Below are 13,387 nucleotides of genomic sequence, written 5' to 3'. Positions count from 1 at the left end.
GTCGCAGGCAGCCATGCTGATCCGATAATCGATGTTATGACAGTTATCAGGTTCTGCCCGCTCCCCGGAAGTTCCCCGGACGGCTTGAACGAACGGCACTTTCGTCCAATAGGTGTGGACGAGGGTGCCGTTCGTTCACCACCTTCGGCCTGGTGTGGCTGCTGCCGAAGCACACCCAGCAGGCCGGCGGTTGATCGATGGATACGGTCGCCCCATGAGCATGACGGCGTGGCAGACATGGCAGGACAGCCCGTGGGGGCGCTTACGGTACGCGGTGGCCGGGACGAACCTGGCCCGGCATCTCGGCGGGGCGTTCCTGCGGGTACTGGACCTCGGCGGCGGTGACGGCCTCGACTCCGTCGGGCTGGCTGCGGCCGGCCACGACGTGACGATCGTCGACCGCGACACCGACATGCTCGCGGCCGCTCGTGAACGCGCCGGGGCCGCTGGCGCGCCGGTCACCCTCGTTCAGGCCGATGTTGCCGCCCTACCCCACTTGTCCCCTTTCGACGTGGTGCTCTGTCATAACGTCATCCCCTACGTCTCCGACGTGCAGGCGACGCTGCGGGTGGCGGTGGATCTGCTGCGCGCCGGCGGCCTGCTCTCGGTGATGTCGTTGAACCGGCACTCCGCTCCCCTCGTCGCTGCCATCCGTGAGGTCGACCCGGTCGCCGCGCTGGCCGCGCTCGACACCGCGCAGTCCCACACCGCCACGTTCGACACGGCGATCACCCTGCACACCGCCGAGGACATCGGCGCAACGCTCACCGAGCTGGGTTGCGCAGTCGACGGCCACTACGGGATCCGCAGCTTCTGCGACTACATCACCGACGACGAGCGGAAGCACGACCCCACCTTCTTCGCCGACCTGGAGCGGCTGGAGCTGGCCGTCACCGACCGCGAGCCGTACAAGCACGTGGCCCGCATGTTCCAGCTGATCGCGCGGCGGGCATGACGGTGGACCGTGCGGAGCTCGTCTCCCGTATCCGGGGCGCTGCGCTGCTGCAAGGAGCATTTCTGCTCCGCTCCGGCCGGACCGCGAACCACTACTTCGACAAGTATCAGTTCGAGTCGGATCCCGCCCTCCTGTCGGCGATCGCCGACCGGCTCGCGCCCCTCGTCCCTGCGGGCACCGACCTGCTCGGAGGCCTCGAGCTCGGCGGGGTGCCAGTGGCGACGGCGCTGTCGTTGCGGACCGGGGTGCCGGCCGTATTCGTCCGCAAGGTGGCGAAGCAGTACGGGACGGCGAAGCTCGCCGAAGGCCCGGACGTTGCGGGACGCCGGGTGCTGGTGATCGAGGACGTCGTAACCTCCGGCGGGCAGATCGTCGCCTCGGCCGGCGACCTCCGCGCTCTCGGCGCGACGGTCGACACCGCGATCTGCGTCGTCGATCGCGGCGAGGGCGGGTGTGCCGCGCTGCACGCGATCGGGATCGACCTGAGGTCGCTCGTCACGGGATCGGAGCTGCTGTGAGCGCTCCTGATGACGTGGCCGGGCGGTTCGTCGCCGAGCGGTTCCCGGACGCGCAGGCGGCGTTCCTCGCCGGAAGTGCGGGGACGTCGCTGGCCACGGCGTCGTCCGACCTCGACGTCGTGGTCGTCGGCGAGCCCGGCGGCCCGGTGCTGCGCGAGACGCTGCGTTACGCGGGATGGCCGGTGGAGGTCTTCCTGCACACGCCGGCGTCGATGGTCGAGTTCGTGGAGCGCGAGATCGCGACCCGCCGGTCGCCGCTGCTGCACATGTGCGCCGAAGGTCGGCTGCTGCTCGACGTCGACGGTTGCGGCGTGCGCATCCAGGAGGATGCCCGTCGCCGGCTCGCGGCCGGTCCGCCTCCCCTCTCCCCCGGTGAGGACGAGGACCGCCGGTACCGGATCACCGACCTGCTCGACGACCTCTCGGACGCCCGCGACCGAACCTCGGTCGCATTCGTCTCGGCACGACTGCTGGAGGAGATCGCCGAGCTGGTGCTGACGCAGGATCGGCAATGGCTCAGCCGGGGCAAGTGGCTGGGCCGCCGGCTCGCGAGCTTGGCGCCGCAGCTGTGCAACGAGCTGGTGACGTCCGCGGCATCGGTCGACCCGATGGTGCTGCACACACGCGGCTCCGCGATCCTCGACACCCGCGGCGGACGGGTCGGCGCCGGCTACCGCCGGATTGCACGACACCGATCCGGTACGTGACGTCACGGGGGAAGCCGAGCACCGCCTGGTGCCAGGAGGTCCGCGACGGTCCCACGCGAGGGCAGGAAAGCCACTTTCAGGCCCTCACAGGGCAGGAAAGTGGCTTTGCTGCCCTTCCGCGCACATCGCCACACGACCAGCGCTGAGGCCGTCGCGGAAGCGGGCGTCACGGGCCCGGCTCGACCCTGTCGACGAGGGTGTCGAGCATCGCGCGCAGCGGGTCGTTGTCGCCGTCGAGCGAGGCTCGGGAGGCGGCGACGTTCTGCACCGGATCCATGTCGATCCATCGGATGCGGTAGCCGGCGTCGCCGGCGAGCTGGGTGAGGAACACGCGTTGGGTGCGGCCGTTGCCTTCGCGGAACGGGTGCAGTTCGCAGATGTGCGCGAGGAGGGTGGTGGCGCCCGCGAGGAACTGCGGGCGGGTGCGGCCGCGGAGGTGGCCGGTGTCGGCGAGCCAGCCGAAGATGGTGCCGGCGAAGGGGTGGATGTTCTGCGGCATGCAGAACATCTGGCCGTTCTTGCCGATGCTGACGGTGCGGATGCGGCCGGCCCAGTCGTAGACGTCCTGGAATAGCCACAGGTGCAGGGCCTGCAGGTGGTGGAGGTCGTAGCGGCCTTCCAGTCGGCTGGTGTGCAGCTCGTACTGGCGCAGCGCGACGAGCTCGGCCTCGGCGCCGGCCAGCTCGGTGGGGTCGGTGATGCCGAGCTTGTTGCGCAGGACGCCGTGGTCGAGGTCGAGGTAGTGGTCGAAGGTCACCGGGAGCGGCGCGCGAGTATCCGCTCACGTGCCTCATCGGGGCGCAGCTCGCCGCCGGCAACGGCTTCGAGCAGCGCGAGCCCTTCCGGGCTGGGTTCGAGGCCTTCCGCGCGGCCCGAGGCCAGCGCCTCGGCCATGGCGTAGCGACGTTCGACGGCTCCGGTGAGCGCCTCGTACTGCTCCACCGACATCATCACGGCCTCGGCTTTGCGGTGGGAGCCGATGAACACCGGTCCGCTGTCGGTGACCCGCTTCATCGCACCGGCGAGACCCGCGCGGAATTCGCTGACCGACAGCACCTCAGGGATGTGCACACGCAGCACTGTACTGGAAGATGTACACGTTCCGGTACTTGTCGTCACGCTACGAACGTACGTTCGACTCCGCTGTGTCACGCGTTCGGACGCGTAGACGGTAGAGCGAGACGGTCTCGGCATCACGGTAGGCGTCGAGCGGGTCGTGTGCGCGTGCGGTGCGTTGCCGCCGCGGCGCGTCCCTGCGCTCGTGGATGTGCAGCCCGGCGCGGGTGATCGTCTCGGGGAGCCAGTCCCGCGAGCGCAGGCCGAGCAGCTCGGCGAGGTCGGAGATCACCAGCCACCCCTCTCCCCCGCTGCTCAGGTGCGCGGGCAGCTCGCGGAGGAACGTCGTGAGCATCCGGCTCCCGCGGTCGAACACGCCGGCCTCCAACGGTGACGTCGGGGTGCCGGGCAGCCAGGGCGGATTGCAGACGATCACGTCGGCGCGCCCCTCCGGGAACAGGTCGGACTGCTCGACGCGCACGTCGAGGCCGTGCCTGGCCATGTTGTCGCGGGCGCAGGCGACGGCGCGGGGGTTGATGTCGGTGGCCGTGACGGGTGTGGCGCCGCCGCAGGCGAGGACGGCGGCGAGCACACCCGTGCCGGTACCGACGTCGACGACCGACGCACCGGGAGGCAGGGGCGCAGCGGCGACGAGGTCGACGTAGTCCTGCCGGGTCGGGGCGAACACGCTGTAGTGCGGGTGGATGCGTCCGCCGAGCGCGAGCACGTCGATCCCCCGGCGGCGCCACTCGTAGGCGGCGACGGCACCGAGGAGATCCTGCAGGGCGATCAGGCCGTCGTCGGTGCCGAACGCCTCCCGGCACGCGGCCCCTACGTCGGATGTGACCCGGACGAGCAGCGCGCCCAACACCCGGCGCCGGTGCGCGCGGGCCTGGCGGTGGCGGCGGAAGGTGTCGGCGGCGTCGATGCCTTCGCGGACGGGTCGCCGGTCGAGCCGGCGTTTGAGCGCGTCGAGCAGGTGGCGGGCCGTGCGGGCTTCACCGCTCCACACGAGGGCCGTGCCGCGGGTGGCGAGACGCAACGCGGTGTCGGCACGCACCCGCTCGTCGACGGCGACGACCTCACCGGCCGGGGCATCGCCCGTGACCAGCGGCGCGGATCGCGGGGTGCCGTTGTCGTTCCAGGTGATCGTGGGGTGCTGCATCGGGGACTCTCCGGACTGGGGAGCCGCCTTCAGCGGGCGCTACCTCCTGCGCGGAGTGGAGCGGGCACCGTCCGAAGACGGCGCGGGTGGGTTGCACGGGCCGTCAGTCGGACGGGGTCCACCAGTTCAGCGAGGCACGCACCACGTGGGTGAGAATGCCTTGACCTTGTCGCGGCGTCAACGTTTTAACTGGTCCCATGCGCATCGGGGAGTTGGCAGCGGCGGTCGGGGTGTCGACGCGAACGGTCAGGCACTACCACCGTGTCGGGCTGTTGCCGGAGCCGCAGCGGCATGCGAACGGCTACCGCACCTACGGAATGCGGGACATGCTGCGGCTGGCGCGGGCGCGCCGGCTGATCGAGTTGGGGCTGACCCTCGCCGAGGCCGGCGACGTGCTGGCCGACGACGAGGGGCGGGAGCTGCCGGAGATCCTCGCCGAGCTGGACGCCGACCTGGCCCGGCAGGAGGAGGAGATCCGGCTGCGCCGCCGGCAGCTGGCCGCGATGATGGCGCGGTCGCGCGAAGGCCGCCTCGGCCCCGACGACGCCGTCTCGGAGGAGACAGCGCGGTTGCTCGCGCGGATCGACGTCAGCATCCCGGACGGGCCGACCGTGCGTCGCGACCGCGAGCTGCTGGCGATGTTCGACGGCGGCCGGGCCGGCGCGGTGCTCGCGGAGTACCACAAGGCGCTCGACGACCCGGCGCTGGCGGCCGCGACCGCCGCGATCTACGCCCGGTTCGACGAGCTGGTGGACGCCTCGCCCGACGACCCGCGGGTGCCCGCGCTCGCGGCCGACATGGCGGCCGCTCTCGGTGGTGAGCTCACGGCCGTCGTGGAGGCGGCGCCCCCGGGTGAGCTGGACGACCAGCCCTACGGTGCGGCGCTCGTCGGCGACTTCCCGCCGGCGCAGGCCGAGGTCCTGCGCACCCTCTACCGGAAGTGGACGAGCCGGTGAAGCGGGCATGGGTGTTCGAGTTCGACCAGTGGCGCAGCCTGTGGAACTGGGTGCTACGACGGCGGCCAGGGCTGGCCGATGGGGACGCGGCGTTCGGGTACCACGCGCTGATGGCGCCGCTGATGTGGGTGCTGACCGGGGCGTCGGTGATCGAGATCGTCGCGGTCGAGGTGCTGCTGCCCTGGCCGGTCCCCCGGGCCGTGTTGCTCGTGGCAGGCATCTGGAGCCTGCGGGTGATGATCGCAGTGCTCGCCGGGTACGTCGTGCACCCGCACCTGGTCGGGCCCGCGGGATTGCGCGTGCGGTACGGCACCGTGGTTGATCTCGCCCTGCCCTGGACGGACGTGTCGGGTGTGCGGTCGGTGCTGCGGGCCCGTGACGGCGCGGCGGTGCAGGTCGTCGACGGGGTGCTGCACCTGGTCGTGTCGGGCCAGACGAACGTCGAGGTCGCGCTGGTCGAGCCGGTGCGGGTCACGCTCCCCGGGAAGGGGCCGGTGGAGGTGACGTCGGTCCGGATGCACGTCGACACCCCGGGCGCGTTCGTCGCCGCCGCACACCGCGCACTCGCCCCTACCTGACCGGCGTTGGTGTCACGGAAAACACGACAACCCGTGAAACATGGGATGTTAGGTTGTTTTGCGTGACATTGGTGCAGGTACGGGCCGGTCGGGTGTGCGACCAGGTGATGGCCCAGATGGAGGTCCTCATCTCGAGCGGCGAGTGGCCGGTCGGGTCGAAGATCCCGCCGGAGCCCGAGCTGGTCGCCGCGCTCGGCGTCGGACGCAACACGGTCCGCGAGGCGGTGCGGGCGTTGGAACGCGCCGGCCTGCTGGAGCCCCGCCGCGGCGACGGCACCTACGTGCGCGCGGAGACCGATCTGGGTGCGGCGCTGCGTCGCCGGACCGGCCGGTCGTCGGTGCTGGACGTGCTCGACGTCCGCGCAAGCCTCGAACGTGACGCGGCTGCCGCGGCTGCGCATCGGCGCACCGAGGCGGACGTGCGGGCGATCGGCGCGGCGCTCGACGCCCGCCGGGCCGCGCTCGGGGCGCAGGACCGTTCGGTGTTCGTCGCGGCCGATCTGGCATTCCACCGCGCGGTGATCGCGGCGACCGGCAACACCGTGCTGATCGACCTCTACAACGGGCTGACCGAGGCCGTGCAGCACAGCGTCCGGGAGGTCGACGCCGTCGACGACGACCCGCACGGCTTCCCCGGCCACGAGGAGCTGGCGGCCGCGGTGATCGCCGGCGACGCCGAGGCCGCTCGTGCGGCGGCGTCGGTGTGCGTCGACGCCGCCCGCGCGATCGCCGTGCGGACCGGCCGGTGAGCGCGGTCGCGGAGGTCGACGTTCCGGCTCCGGCGCGGCGGGCGTCGCTGTGGGTGGGCATCGCGATCGTCCTGGTCGCGATCAACCTGCGGCCGGCTGTGGTGGCTGTGGCGCCGATGCTGGAGCAGATCCGGGCCGCTGAGGGGCTCTCGGCGACGGCGGCGGGTGTGCTGAGCGCGCTGCCGGTGCTGTGCTTCGGCTTGTTCGCGCCGTTGGCGCCGGTGCTGGGCCGGCGGTTCGGGATCGAGCGCTCGCTGCTGGCGACGCTGCTGGTGTTGTGCGTGGGCTTCGTGGTGCGGTTGGCGCCGTCGCTGGTGGCGCTGTATGTGGGGACGGTGCTGCTCGGCGCGGCGATCGCCGTGGGCAACGTGCTGCTGCCGAGCTTGATCAAGCGGGACTTCCCGCACCGGACCGGCCTGATGACCGGCATCTACACGATGGCGATCTCCGCCGGTGGCGGCATCGCCGCCGGGGTGACCGTGCCGGTGGCCGAGGCGGCCGGTCTCGACTGGCGGATGGCGTTGGGCGCGTGGGGGCTGCTCGCAGGGGTCGGGCTGCTCTGCTGGCTGCCGCAGCTGCGTGGCGCCGGGCACCGGATCTCCGTCGCGGGCGCCCGGGTGGCGGCGCTGCGGCGCGACCCGGTGGCGTGGCAGGTCACGGCGTTCATGGGGTTGCAGTCGATGAGCTTCTACGGGCTCGCGGCGTGGCTGCCAGCGGTGTACGTCGGGCGGGGGTACTCGCCGGCGACGGCGGGCTGGTTGCTGTCGCTCGCCAGCATCACGGCGATTATCGGTTCGCTCGCCGCCCCGACGCTGGCCACCCGCGCACCGAAGCAGTCGTTGCTGGCCGCTGCGGTGACGGCGCTCTCGGGCTCCGGCCTGCTGATCATCCTGGCCGTGCCGGGATGGGAGGTCGTCGGCACCTCGGTGCTGGGCATCGGCCAGGGCGCCTGCCTCGGGATGGCGTTGACGCTGATGGCGGTGCGCGCACCCGATGCGCAGCACGCGGCGAAGCTTTCCGGGATGGCGCAGAGCGCCGGGTACGTGGTCGCGGCAGCAGGCCCGTTCGTCGTGGGCGCGCTGCACGACCTCACCGGAGGGTGGACGGTGCCGCTGCTGGTGGTGCTGCTGATGTTCGTGCCGCAGGCCGTCGCCGGTGCGCTGGCCGGGCGGCCTCGCCTGGTCGGCTGACGCCCCGCGGGTGTCTGGGGAGGGCAGGAAAGCCACTTTCCTGCCCTGTGGGGGCCGGAAAGTGGCTTTCCTGCCCTCGCGTGCCATCCGCCCGGCGAGGGGTACGGCGAGGGTTCAGCGCTCCGCGGACTTCGCCCAAATGTTGATCCCGGCGTCGACGGCGTGCTTGTCGATCTGCGTCAGCTCGTCGTCGGTGAACGCGAGCTGGTCGAGCGCGCCGAGGCTGTTGTCGAGCTGCTCGACGGTGCGGGCGCCGATCAGCACCGACGTGACCCGCTGGTCGCGCAGCGCCCACGCCAGCGCCATCTGCGCGAGGGACTGGCCACGGGCCTCGGCCATGTCGTGCAGCGCGCGGATGTGAGCGAGCGTCGAGTCGGTCAGCTGGCTGTCGGAGAGCGACCCGCCGCGGGCGGCGCGTGAGTCGGCCGGCACGCCGTCGAGGTACTTGTTGGTGAGCAGGCCCTGCGCGAGCGGGGAGAACGCGATGCAGCCGACGCCGGTCTCGCCGAGGACGTCGAGCAGGTCCTCCTCGATCCAGCGGTTGAGCATCGAGTAGGACGGCTGGTGGATCAGCAGCGGCGTCCCCATCTCCTTCAGGATCGCGTACGCCTCGCGGGTGCGCTCGCCGCTGTAGGAGGAGATCCCCGCGTACAGGGCCCGCCCGGAGCGGACGGCGGTGTCGAGCGCGCCGAGGGTCTCCTCGAGCGGGGTGTCGGGGTCGAAGCGGTGGCTGTAGAAGATGTCGACGTAGTCGAGGCCCATCCGGTCGAGCGACTGGTCGAGGCTGGCGAGCAGGTACTTCCGCGAGCCGCGGTCGCCGTAGGGGCCGTCCCACATCCCGTAGCCGGCCTTCGTCGAGATGATCAGCTCGTCGCGGTAGGGGCGGAAGTCCCGCGCGAAGATCGTGCCGAAGTTCGACTCGGCGCTGCCGGGTGGTGGGCCGTAGTTGTTGGCGAGGTCGAAGTGGGTGACGCCGCGGTCGAACGCCCTGCGCAGGATCGCGGCCTGGGTGTCGAGCGGGTTGACATCACCGAAGTTCTGCCACAGGCCCAGCGAGATCGCGGGCAGGTCGAGGCCGCTGCGGCCGCAGCGGCGGAAGTTCGCGTCGGTGTAGCGGTCCGGATCGGCGACGTACGTCATGCGCCCATCTTTGCGAACGCCCTGGGCGTGGTTCCCACCAGGCGACTGAAATGGCGGTGCAGGTGCGCCTGATCGTGGAACCCGACGGCCGTCGCGACCTGCGCGATCGGCTCGCCGTCGAGCAGCTTCGCGCGCGCAGCATCGACCCGTTTCGCGATGAGGTAGCGGTGCGGCGGCAGCCCGAACGCCTTCGTGAAGCTGCGCACCAGGTGCGCGGGGTGGGTGTGCAGCAACGCGGCGGCGTCACGTAGTGCCAGCCCGTCGGCGAGCGCGGCGTCGAGCAGGTCCCGCAGGTCGCCCGCCACACCGGGGGCGACGAGCGTGGCGGGTGAGCCGCCGAGGTGAGCGCGGATGCGGTCGCCGATGAGCGCGAGCCTGCTCTCGGCCTCCAGCCGGCCGTCCGGGGTGGCCAGGGCGCGGTGCAGCTGGTCGACCCGCGTGCGCAGCAACGGGTCGGACAGGCTGGGGTGCTCGATCGCGGCGTCGGTGAGCGCCGGGTCGAGGACGGTGGTGTCGAGGTAGGCCACCCGCTTGCGGAAGCCGTCGCGGGTGGCGGCGCGACCGTTGTGCGCGACGTGCGGCGGCAGCAGCGTCACCGCGGCCGGGACCGCGCCGTGCTCGTGGCGGTGCAGGTCGTAGCGGACCGCCCCGTCGTCGATGACGAGCAGGGTCCACGTGTCGTGCGCGTGCACGGGGTAGGCGTGTTCGGTGAACCTGGCGTGGAAGACCTCCACGATCCCCGGAACGCCGGGCACCCAGGCTCGCACCCGCTCCGCGCTCTCGGGAGGCACGCAAAGAACGTACAAGAAATCGGTGCGGCCACGGGCGCACGCTCGACGGGTGCGTTTCGATACGAAGATTGCCGTGCTGCTGCGCGACGACCTCGAGGTCTGGCAGCGGTTGAACGTCACCGCGTTCCTCGCCAGCGGGATCGCGGCCAACCCGGAGCTGCTCGGCGAGCCCTACGCCGACGGCGACGGCACCCCCGTACCTGCCGATGTTCCGGCAGCCGGTGATGGTGTTCGCCGGCGACAAGGAGCTGCTCACCGTCGCGCACGAGCGTGCGGTGCGCCGCGGGCTGCCGATGGCGGTGTTCACCGCGGAGCTGTTCGCCACCGGCCACGACGAGGCCAACCGCGCCGCGGTCCGTGCGGTGCCGATGGCCGGGCTCGACCTCGTCGGCATCGCGGTGCACGGCCCGCGCAACGCCGTCGACATGGTCATGCGCGGCGCGACGCTGCACACGTAGCAGCGGCCGGGTGTGTGCGCGTTGCGCATGAGGGCAGGAAAGCCACTTCCGGCCCTGTGGGAGCAGGAAAGTGGCTTTCCTGCCCTCCCATCCCGTGGGTGAACGGCGGTGCTGGCCGAGGCGCGTGTGCTCGTCGAGTTGAGTGTGCTGAGGGCTGCCGCAACAGCCCTCAGCACACTCTCGATCGGCCGACATCAGGAACCTCGGGTGCCGGTCCACCGCGGTGGCTGCAGCGATTCACCTGACAGGTAAAGTGGCTCCCCTGGCACCTCCAGCCATGGGCGGAGGTAACCAGACGGTGTCTCAGCGGGTGAAGCCGCGCAGCATGGCGTCGAGGCCGGCGGTGTACCAGCGGTCGTAGAAGCTCGCCGCGGCCGGCTCCGCCGGGGGCCCGCCGACCTGCGCGAGCGCGTGCCCGAGCGTGAACACCACCGCCGACTGGACGACGACGATCGCGTCCTCGGGGGCGAAGCTGTCCTCGGCGAAGGTGGCGAGAAGCCCTTCCAGCTGTGCCAGGCCACGATCGACGTCGACGGGGTGGGTGGCGAGCAGCGGCACGGCACGCGGGTGCACGAGCAGCATCCGGCGGTAGGCGTGCGCGAATCGGGCGAGCGCCGTGGTCCAGGGTTCCCCCGGCTCCACCACCACCTCGACGGTTCCGGCGAGCCGGTCGACGACACCGCCGAGCACCGCGTCGCGCCCCGGCAGGTGCCGGTAGAGCGACATCGCGGTCACGCCGAGGTCGGTGGCGAGCCGGCGCATGGTGAGCGCGTCGAGCCCGTCGGCGGCGATGACCGCGACGGCTGCGTCGACGATCCCGTCGCGGGTGAGCACGGCGGGACGGCCACCCCGCGAACCGGTCATCCGGCGATTGTGGCGGTGATCGTCGTCGCCGTCATCGTCAGCGCGAGCACACCGGTGACCATGTGCTGGACGTCGATCACGACGTCGTGCCCCTGGGTCGGCAGTACTTTGACGGTTCGGGCGAACAGGCGCTCGTACAGGTCGCGCTGCGCCGGCCCCGCACCACGGAAGTACGGCAGCCACCAGCTGCGCACGTGCCCGATCAGGCACAGCGCGCACAGCACGAGCGCGGCGGTGAACGACCACGTCTGCGCGAGCGCGACGCCCGCGGCGATCGCGAGCGGGAACGGGTAGTTGATCGCCGCGGCCAGCAGCCGCTCTCGGATACCGGACCGGGCGAGGTCGTTGAGCGGGTACATCGGCACCCAGTCGGTGAGCACCATCCAGGCGAGCCACACGAGCGGGACGGCAACGGCGACCACAGCACACCTCCGACTGGTCTACGACGTATGCATACATCGTAGACAAACTGAGATCCGTCGTCAGCTGTACTGCTGGACCTGCCGGCGGCGCTCCTCGACGACCGAGCCCGACTGCCGGCGCGCCATCCGGCGCAGCAGCACCGGCGCGAGGAGCAACCCGAGGACCGCCCACGCGCCCAGCACACCGAGCATCTCCAGGTGCCGCCACGATCCGCCGATCTCGACGGCCGAGAACGCATCGGGCAGGAGCGCCGAGCGCATCCCGAGGCCCAGCCAGTAGACGGGGAACACCTGTGCGACCCACTGCAGCCACTCCGGCATCGCCGTCAGCGGGTAGAACACGCCGGAGATCCCGGTCAGGCCGAAGATCAGGAGGGCGAGGAAGCCGAGGTTCTGCGCGTTGCTGAACATCGCCCCGAGCACGGCACCCATCGGCAGCGTCGCGAGCAGCCCGAGCACCAGCACCCACCCGAGCGTCAACCACGCGACCGGTTCACCGATCCGCAGCCCGTCGAACATCAACCCGGCCGGGACGAGCACGATCACGAGCAGTGCGACGGTCATGGCGGCCTTCCCGGCGACCTTGCCGGTGAGGTAGCCGACGATGCCGTTGGGGGTCGCGCGGGCGCGCAGCAGGGTGCCGTCGTCGCGGTCGGTGGTGATCCCCATCGCCAGCCCCATGAGCCCGGTGAACACCAGGTTCATGCCGATGATGCCGGGCACGGCCTGCGCGCCGAGCGAGACGTTCGTGCCGGCGACCGGGGCGCCGCCGACCGCGTACATGACGATCAGCGCGGCCACGGGGATCCACAGCCAGCCCATCATCTCCCCGACGCTGGTCACGGTCTGCCGGAACTCGATCCAGCCGCGTTGCAGGCCGGCACTCATGGCGGTCGCGGTCGGGTTCGTGCCGGGGTTCATGCCACTGCTCCTGTCATGTCGTTCAGCGCGCTGGGTGCTGTGTCGTGGCTGCCGGTCTCGAAGGCGTGGACGAGTTCGAGGTAGGTGTCGGCGAGGCTGGGCCGGCGCACCTGCAGGTCGCCGACGGCAGTTCCGTGCCGCGCGAACAGGTCCCGGACGAACGTCGTGGGGTCCGCGACCGTGTCCTGGTGCGGCTGGCCGTCGAGGGTGTAGCCGACCTGGCCCTTCCCGGAGATCCGCGCGGCCAGCTCGGCCGCGGTGCCGTCGGCGACGATCTGCCCGCCGGCGAGCACGACGATCCGGTCGGCGAGCTTCTCCGCCTCGTCGAGGTCGTGGGTGGTGAGCAGGATCGTGGTCTCCAGTGCGGCGAGGCCGTCGATCAGCTCGTGGAACTCGCGGCGGCCCTCCGGGTCGAAACCGACGGTCGGCTCGTCGAGGAACAGCAGCTCGGGGCGCCCGACCAGGCCGATCGCGACGTCGAGCCGGCGGCGTTGCCCGCCGGAGAGCGCCGCCACTGCGGCGTGGGCGCGGTCGGTGAGCCCGACGAGCCCGAGCAGCTCGTCGGTGTCGTAGGGGGCGCGGTAGGGCACGTAGAAGCGGGCGAGGTGGCCGAGCAGCTCCCGCACGCGCCACCGGCTGTGGTCGCGCCAGCTCTGCAGGACGACACCCACGCGGGAGCGCCATTGCTCGTCGCCGAGCTCGGGATCGGTGCCGAGCACGCTGACGTCACCGGCCGAGCGCTTGCGGAAACCTTCCAGGATCTCGATGGTGGTGGTCTTGCCCGCGCCGTTCGGGCCGAGGAGCGCGAGCACCTCGCCCTTCCGCACGTCGAGGTCGACGCCGGTCAGCACGTCGGCAGCGCCGTAGCGCATCCGCAGCTCGCGGGTCTGGATCACGGAAACCATGGCTTCAAGCGT

The 13,387-nt window shown here is 71.5% G+C and carries 16 protein-coding genes and 1 pseudogene; 8 read left to right on the top strand and 9 right to left on the bottom strand.

Annotated features, from left to right (window positions below; translation table 11 throughout):
* The first annotated feature begins 214 nt into the window (after window positions 1-214).
* The 3 genes from LL648_RS21520 to LL648_RS21510 are packed head-to-tail and all read left to right on the top strand — an operon-like array spanning window position 215 to window position 2,180.
* On the top strand, window positions 215-955 hold the full coding sequence (locus LL648_RS21520) for a methyltransferase domain-containing protein (RefSeq protein WP_232664432.1): 741 nt from the start codon (window positions 215-217) through the stop codon (window positions 953-955).
* Entirely contained in the window at window positions 952-1,473 is a 522-nt protein-coding gene (pyrE, locus tag LL648_RS21515) for an orotate phosphoribosyltransferase (RefSeq protein ID WP_232664431.1), read from the top strand. Before LL648_RS21520 ends, pyrE begins: the two co-directional genes overlap by 4 nt.
* On the top strand, window positions 1,470-2,180 hold the full coding sequence (locus LL648_RS21510) for a nucleotidyltransferase domain-containing protein (RefSeq protein ID WP_232664430.1): 711 nt from the start codon (window positions 1,470-1,472) through the stop codon (window positions 2,178-2,180). The genes pyrE and LL648_RS21510 overlap by 4 nt, the downstream gene beginning before the upstream one ends.
* A 166-nt stretch (window positions 2,181-2,346) precedes the next feature.
* On the opposite strand, the gene LL648_RS21505 is transcribed toward LL648_RS21510, so the two are convergent.
* Genes LL648_RS21505 through LL648_RS21495 form a run of 3 tightly spaced genes read right to left on the bottom strand, consistent with a single transcriptional unit; the run spans window position 2,347 to window position 4,401 of the window.
* Window positions 2,347-2,937: a Fic/DOC family protein gene (locus LL648_RS21505; protein WP_232664429.1), complete on the bottom strand. Its 591-nt coding sequence runs from the start codon at window positions 2,935-2,937 to the stop codon at window positions 2,347-2,349.
* Complete coding sequence (locus LL648_RS21500; RefSeq protein ID WP_232664428.1) at window positions 2,934-3,251, bottom strand: type II toxin-antitoxin system prevent-host-death family antitoxin; 318 nt, start codon at window positions 3,249-3,251, stop codon at window positions 2,934-2,936. Before LL648_RS21500 ends, LL648_RS21505 begins: the two co-directional genes overlap by 4 nt.
* A gap of 49 nt (window positions 3,252-3,300) precedes the next feature.
* Entirely contained in the window at window positions 3,301-4,401 is a 1,101-nt protein-coding gene (locus tag LL648_RS21495) for a methyltransferase (RefSeq protein WP_232664427.1), read from the bottom strand.
* A gap of 197 nt (window positions 4,402-4,598) precedes the next feature.
* Here LL648_RS21495 and LL648_RS21490 point away from each other — a divergent pair, with 197 nt between their 5' ends.
* The 4 genes from LL648_RS21490 to LL648_RS21475 all read left to right on the top strand — a co-directional run bounded on the left by LL648_RS21490 (window position 4,599) and on the right by LL648_RS21475 (window position 7,874).
* Complete coding sequence (locus LL648_RS21490) at window positions 4,599-5,357, top strand: MerR family transcriptional regulator (RefSeq protein WP_232664426.1); 759 nt, start codon at window positions 4,599-4,601, stop codon at window positions 5,355-5,357.
* Entirely contained in the window at window positions 5,342-5,935 is a 594-nt protein-coding gene (locus LL648_RS21485; protein WP_232664425.1) for a hypothetical protein, read from the top strand. The genes LL648_RS21490 and LL648_RS21485 overlap by 16 nt, the downstream gene beginning before the upstream one ends.
* Before the next feature lie 62 nt (window positions 5,936-5,997).
* A complete protein-coding gene (locus tag LL648_RS21480; RefSeq protein ID WP_232664424.1) occupies window positions 5,998-6,684 on the top strand; it encodes a FadR/GntR family transcriptional regulator in 687 nt (228 codons plus the stop codon).
* Window positions 6,681-7,874: a CynX/NimT family MFS transporter gene (locus tag LL648_RS21475; protein ID WP_232664423.1), complete on the top strand. Its 1,194-nt coding sequence runs from the start codon at window positions 6,681-6,683 to the stop codon at window positions 7,872-7,874. The genes LL648_RS21480 and LL648_RS21475 overlap by 4 nt, the downstream gene beginning before the upstream one ends.
* 114 nt (window positions 7,875-7,988) lie before the next feature.
* On the opposite strand, the gene mgrA is transcribed toward LL648_RS21475, so the two are convergent.
* Window positions 7,989-9,014, bottom strand: a complete 1,026-nt coding sequence (gene mgrA, locus LL648_RS21470; RefSeq protein WP_232664422.1) for an L-glyceraldehyde 3-phosphate reductase — start codon at window positions 9,012-9,014, stop codon at window positions 7,989-7,991.
* A complete protein-coding gene (locus LL648_RS21465; RefSeq protein WP_232664421.1) occupies window positions 9,011-9,805 on the bottom strand; it encodes a helix-turn-helix transcriptional regulator in 795 nt (264 codons plus the stop codon). The genes mgrA and LL648_RS21465 overlap by 4 nt, the downstream gene beginning before the upstream one ends.
* Window positions 9,806-9,854: 49 nt before the next feature.
* On the opposite strand from LL648_RS21465, the pseudogene LL648_RS21460 reads away from it, so the two are divergent.
* Window positions 9,855-10,263: pseudogene (locus LL648_RS21460) on the top strand (DUF2000 family protein).
* Between the two features lie 303 nt (window positions 10,264-10,566).
* Here LL648_RS21460 and LL648_RS21455 read toward each other — a convergent pair.
* Genes LL648_RS21455 through LL648_RS21440 form a run of 4 tightly spaced genes read right to left on the bottom strand, consistent with a single transcriptional unit; the run spans window position 10,567 to window position 13,375 of the window.
* Window positions 10,567-11,127: a TetR/AcrR family transcriptional regulator C-terminal domain-containing protein gene (locus LL648_RS21455; RefSeq protein ID WP_232664420.1), complete on the bottom strand. Its 561-nt coding sequence runs from the start codon at window positions 11,125-11,127 to the stop codon at window positions 10,567-10,569.
* Entirely contained in the window at window positions 11,124-11,549 is a 426-nt protein-coding gene (locus LL648_RS21450) for a hypothetical protein (RefSeq protein WP_232664419.1), read from the bottom strand. The genes LL648_RS21455 and LL648_RS21450 overlap by 4 nt, the downstream gene beginning before the upstream one ends.
* 60 nt (window positions 11,550-11,609) lie before the next feature.
* Window positions 11,610-12,470 (bottom strand): ABC transporter permease, encoded by an 861-nt coding sequence (locus LL648_RS21445; protein WP_232664418.1) that lies wholly within the window; start codon window positions 12,468-12,470, stop codon window positions 11,610-11,612.
* On the bottom strand, window positions 12,467-13,375 hold the full coding sequence (locus LL648_RS21440) for an ABC transporter ATP-binding protein (protein ID WP_232664417.1): 909 nt from the start codon (window positions 13,373-13,375) through the stop codon (window positions 12,467-12,469). Before LL648_RS21440 ends, LL648_RS21445 begins: the two co-directional genes overlap by 4 nt.
* Window positions 13,376-13,387: the final 12 nt, after the last annotated feature.

Origin of the sequence: Pseudonocardia sp. TRM90224, from assembly GCF_021245725.1 — a bacterium.
Taxonomy (GTDB): Bacteria; Actinomycetota; Actinomycetes; order Mycobacteriales; family Pseudonocardiaceae; genus Pseudonocardia.
The sequence above is the reverse complement of the archived record's forward strand: the minus strand, read 5'-3'. Positions and strand labels throughout refer to the sequence as shown.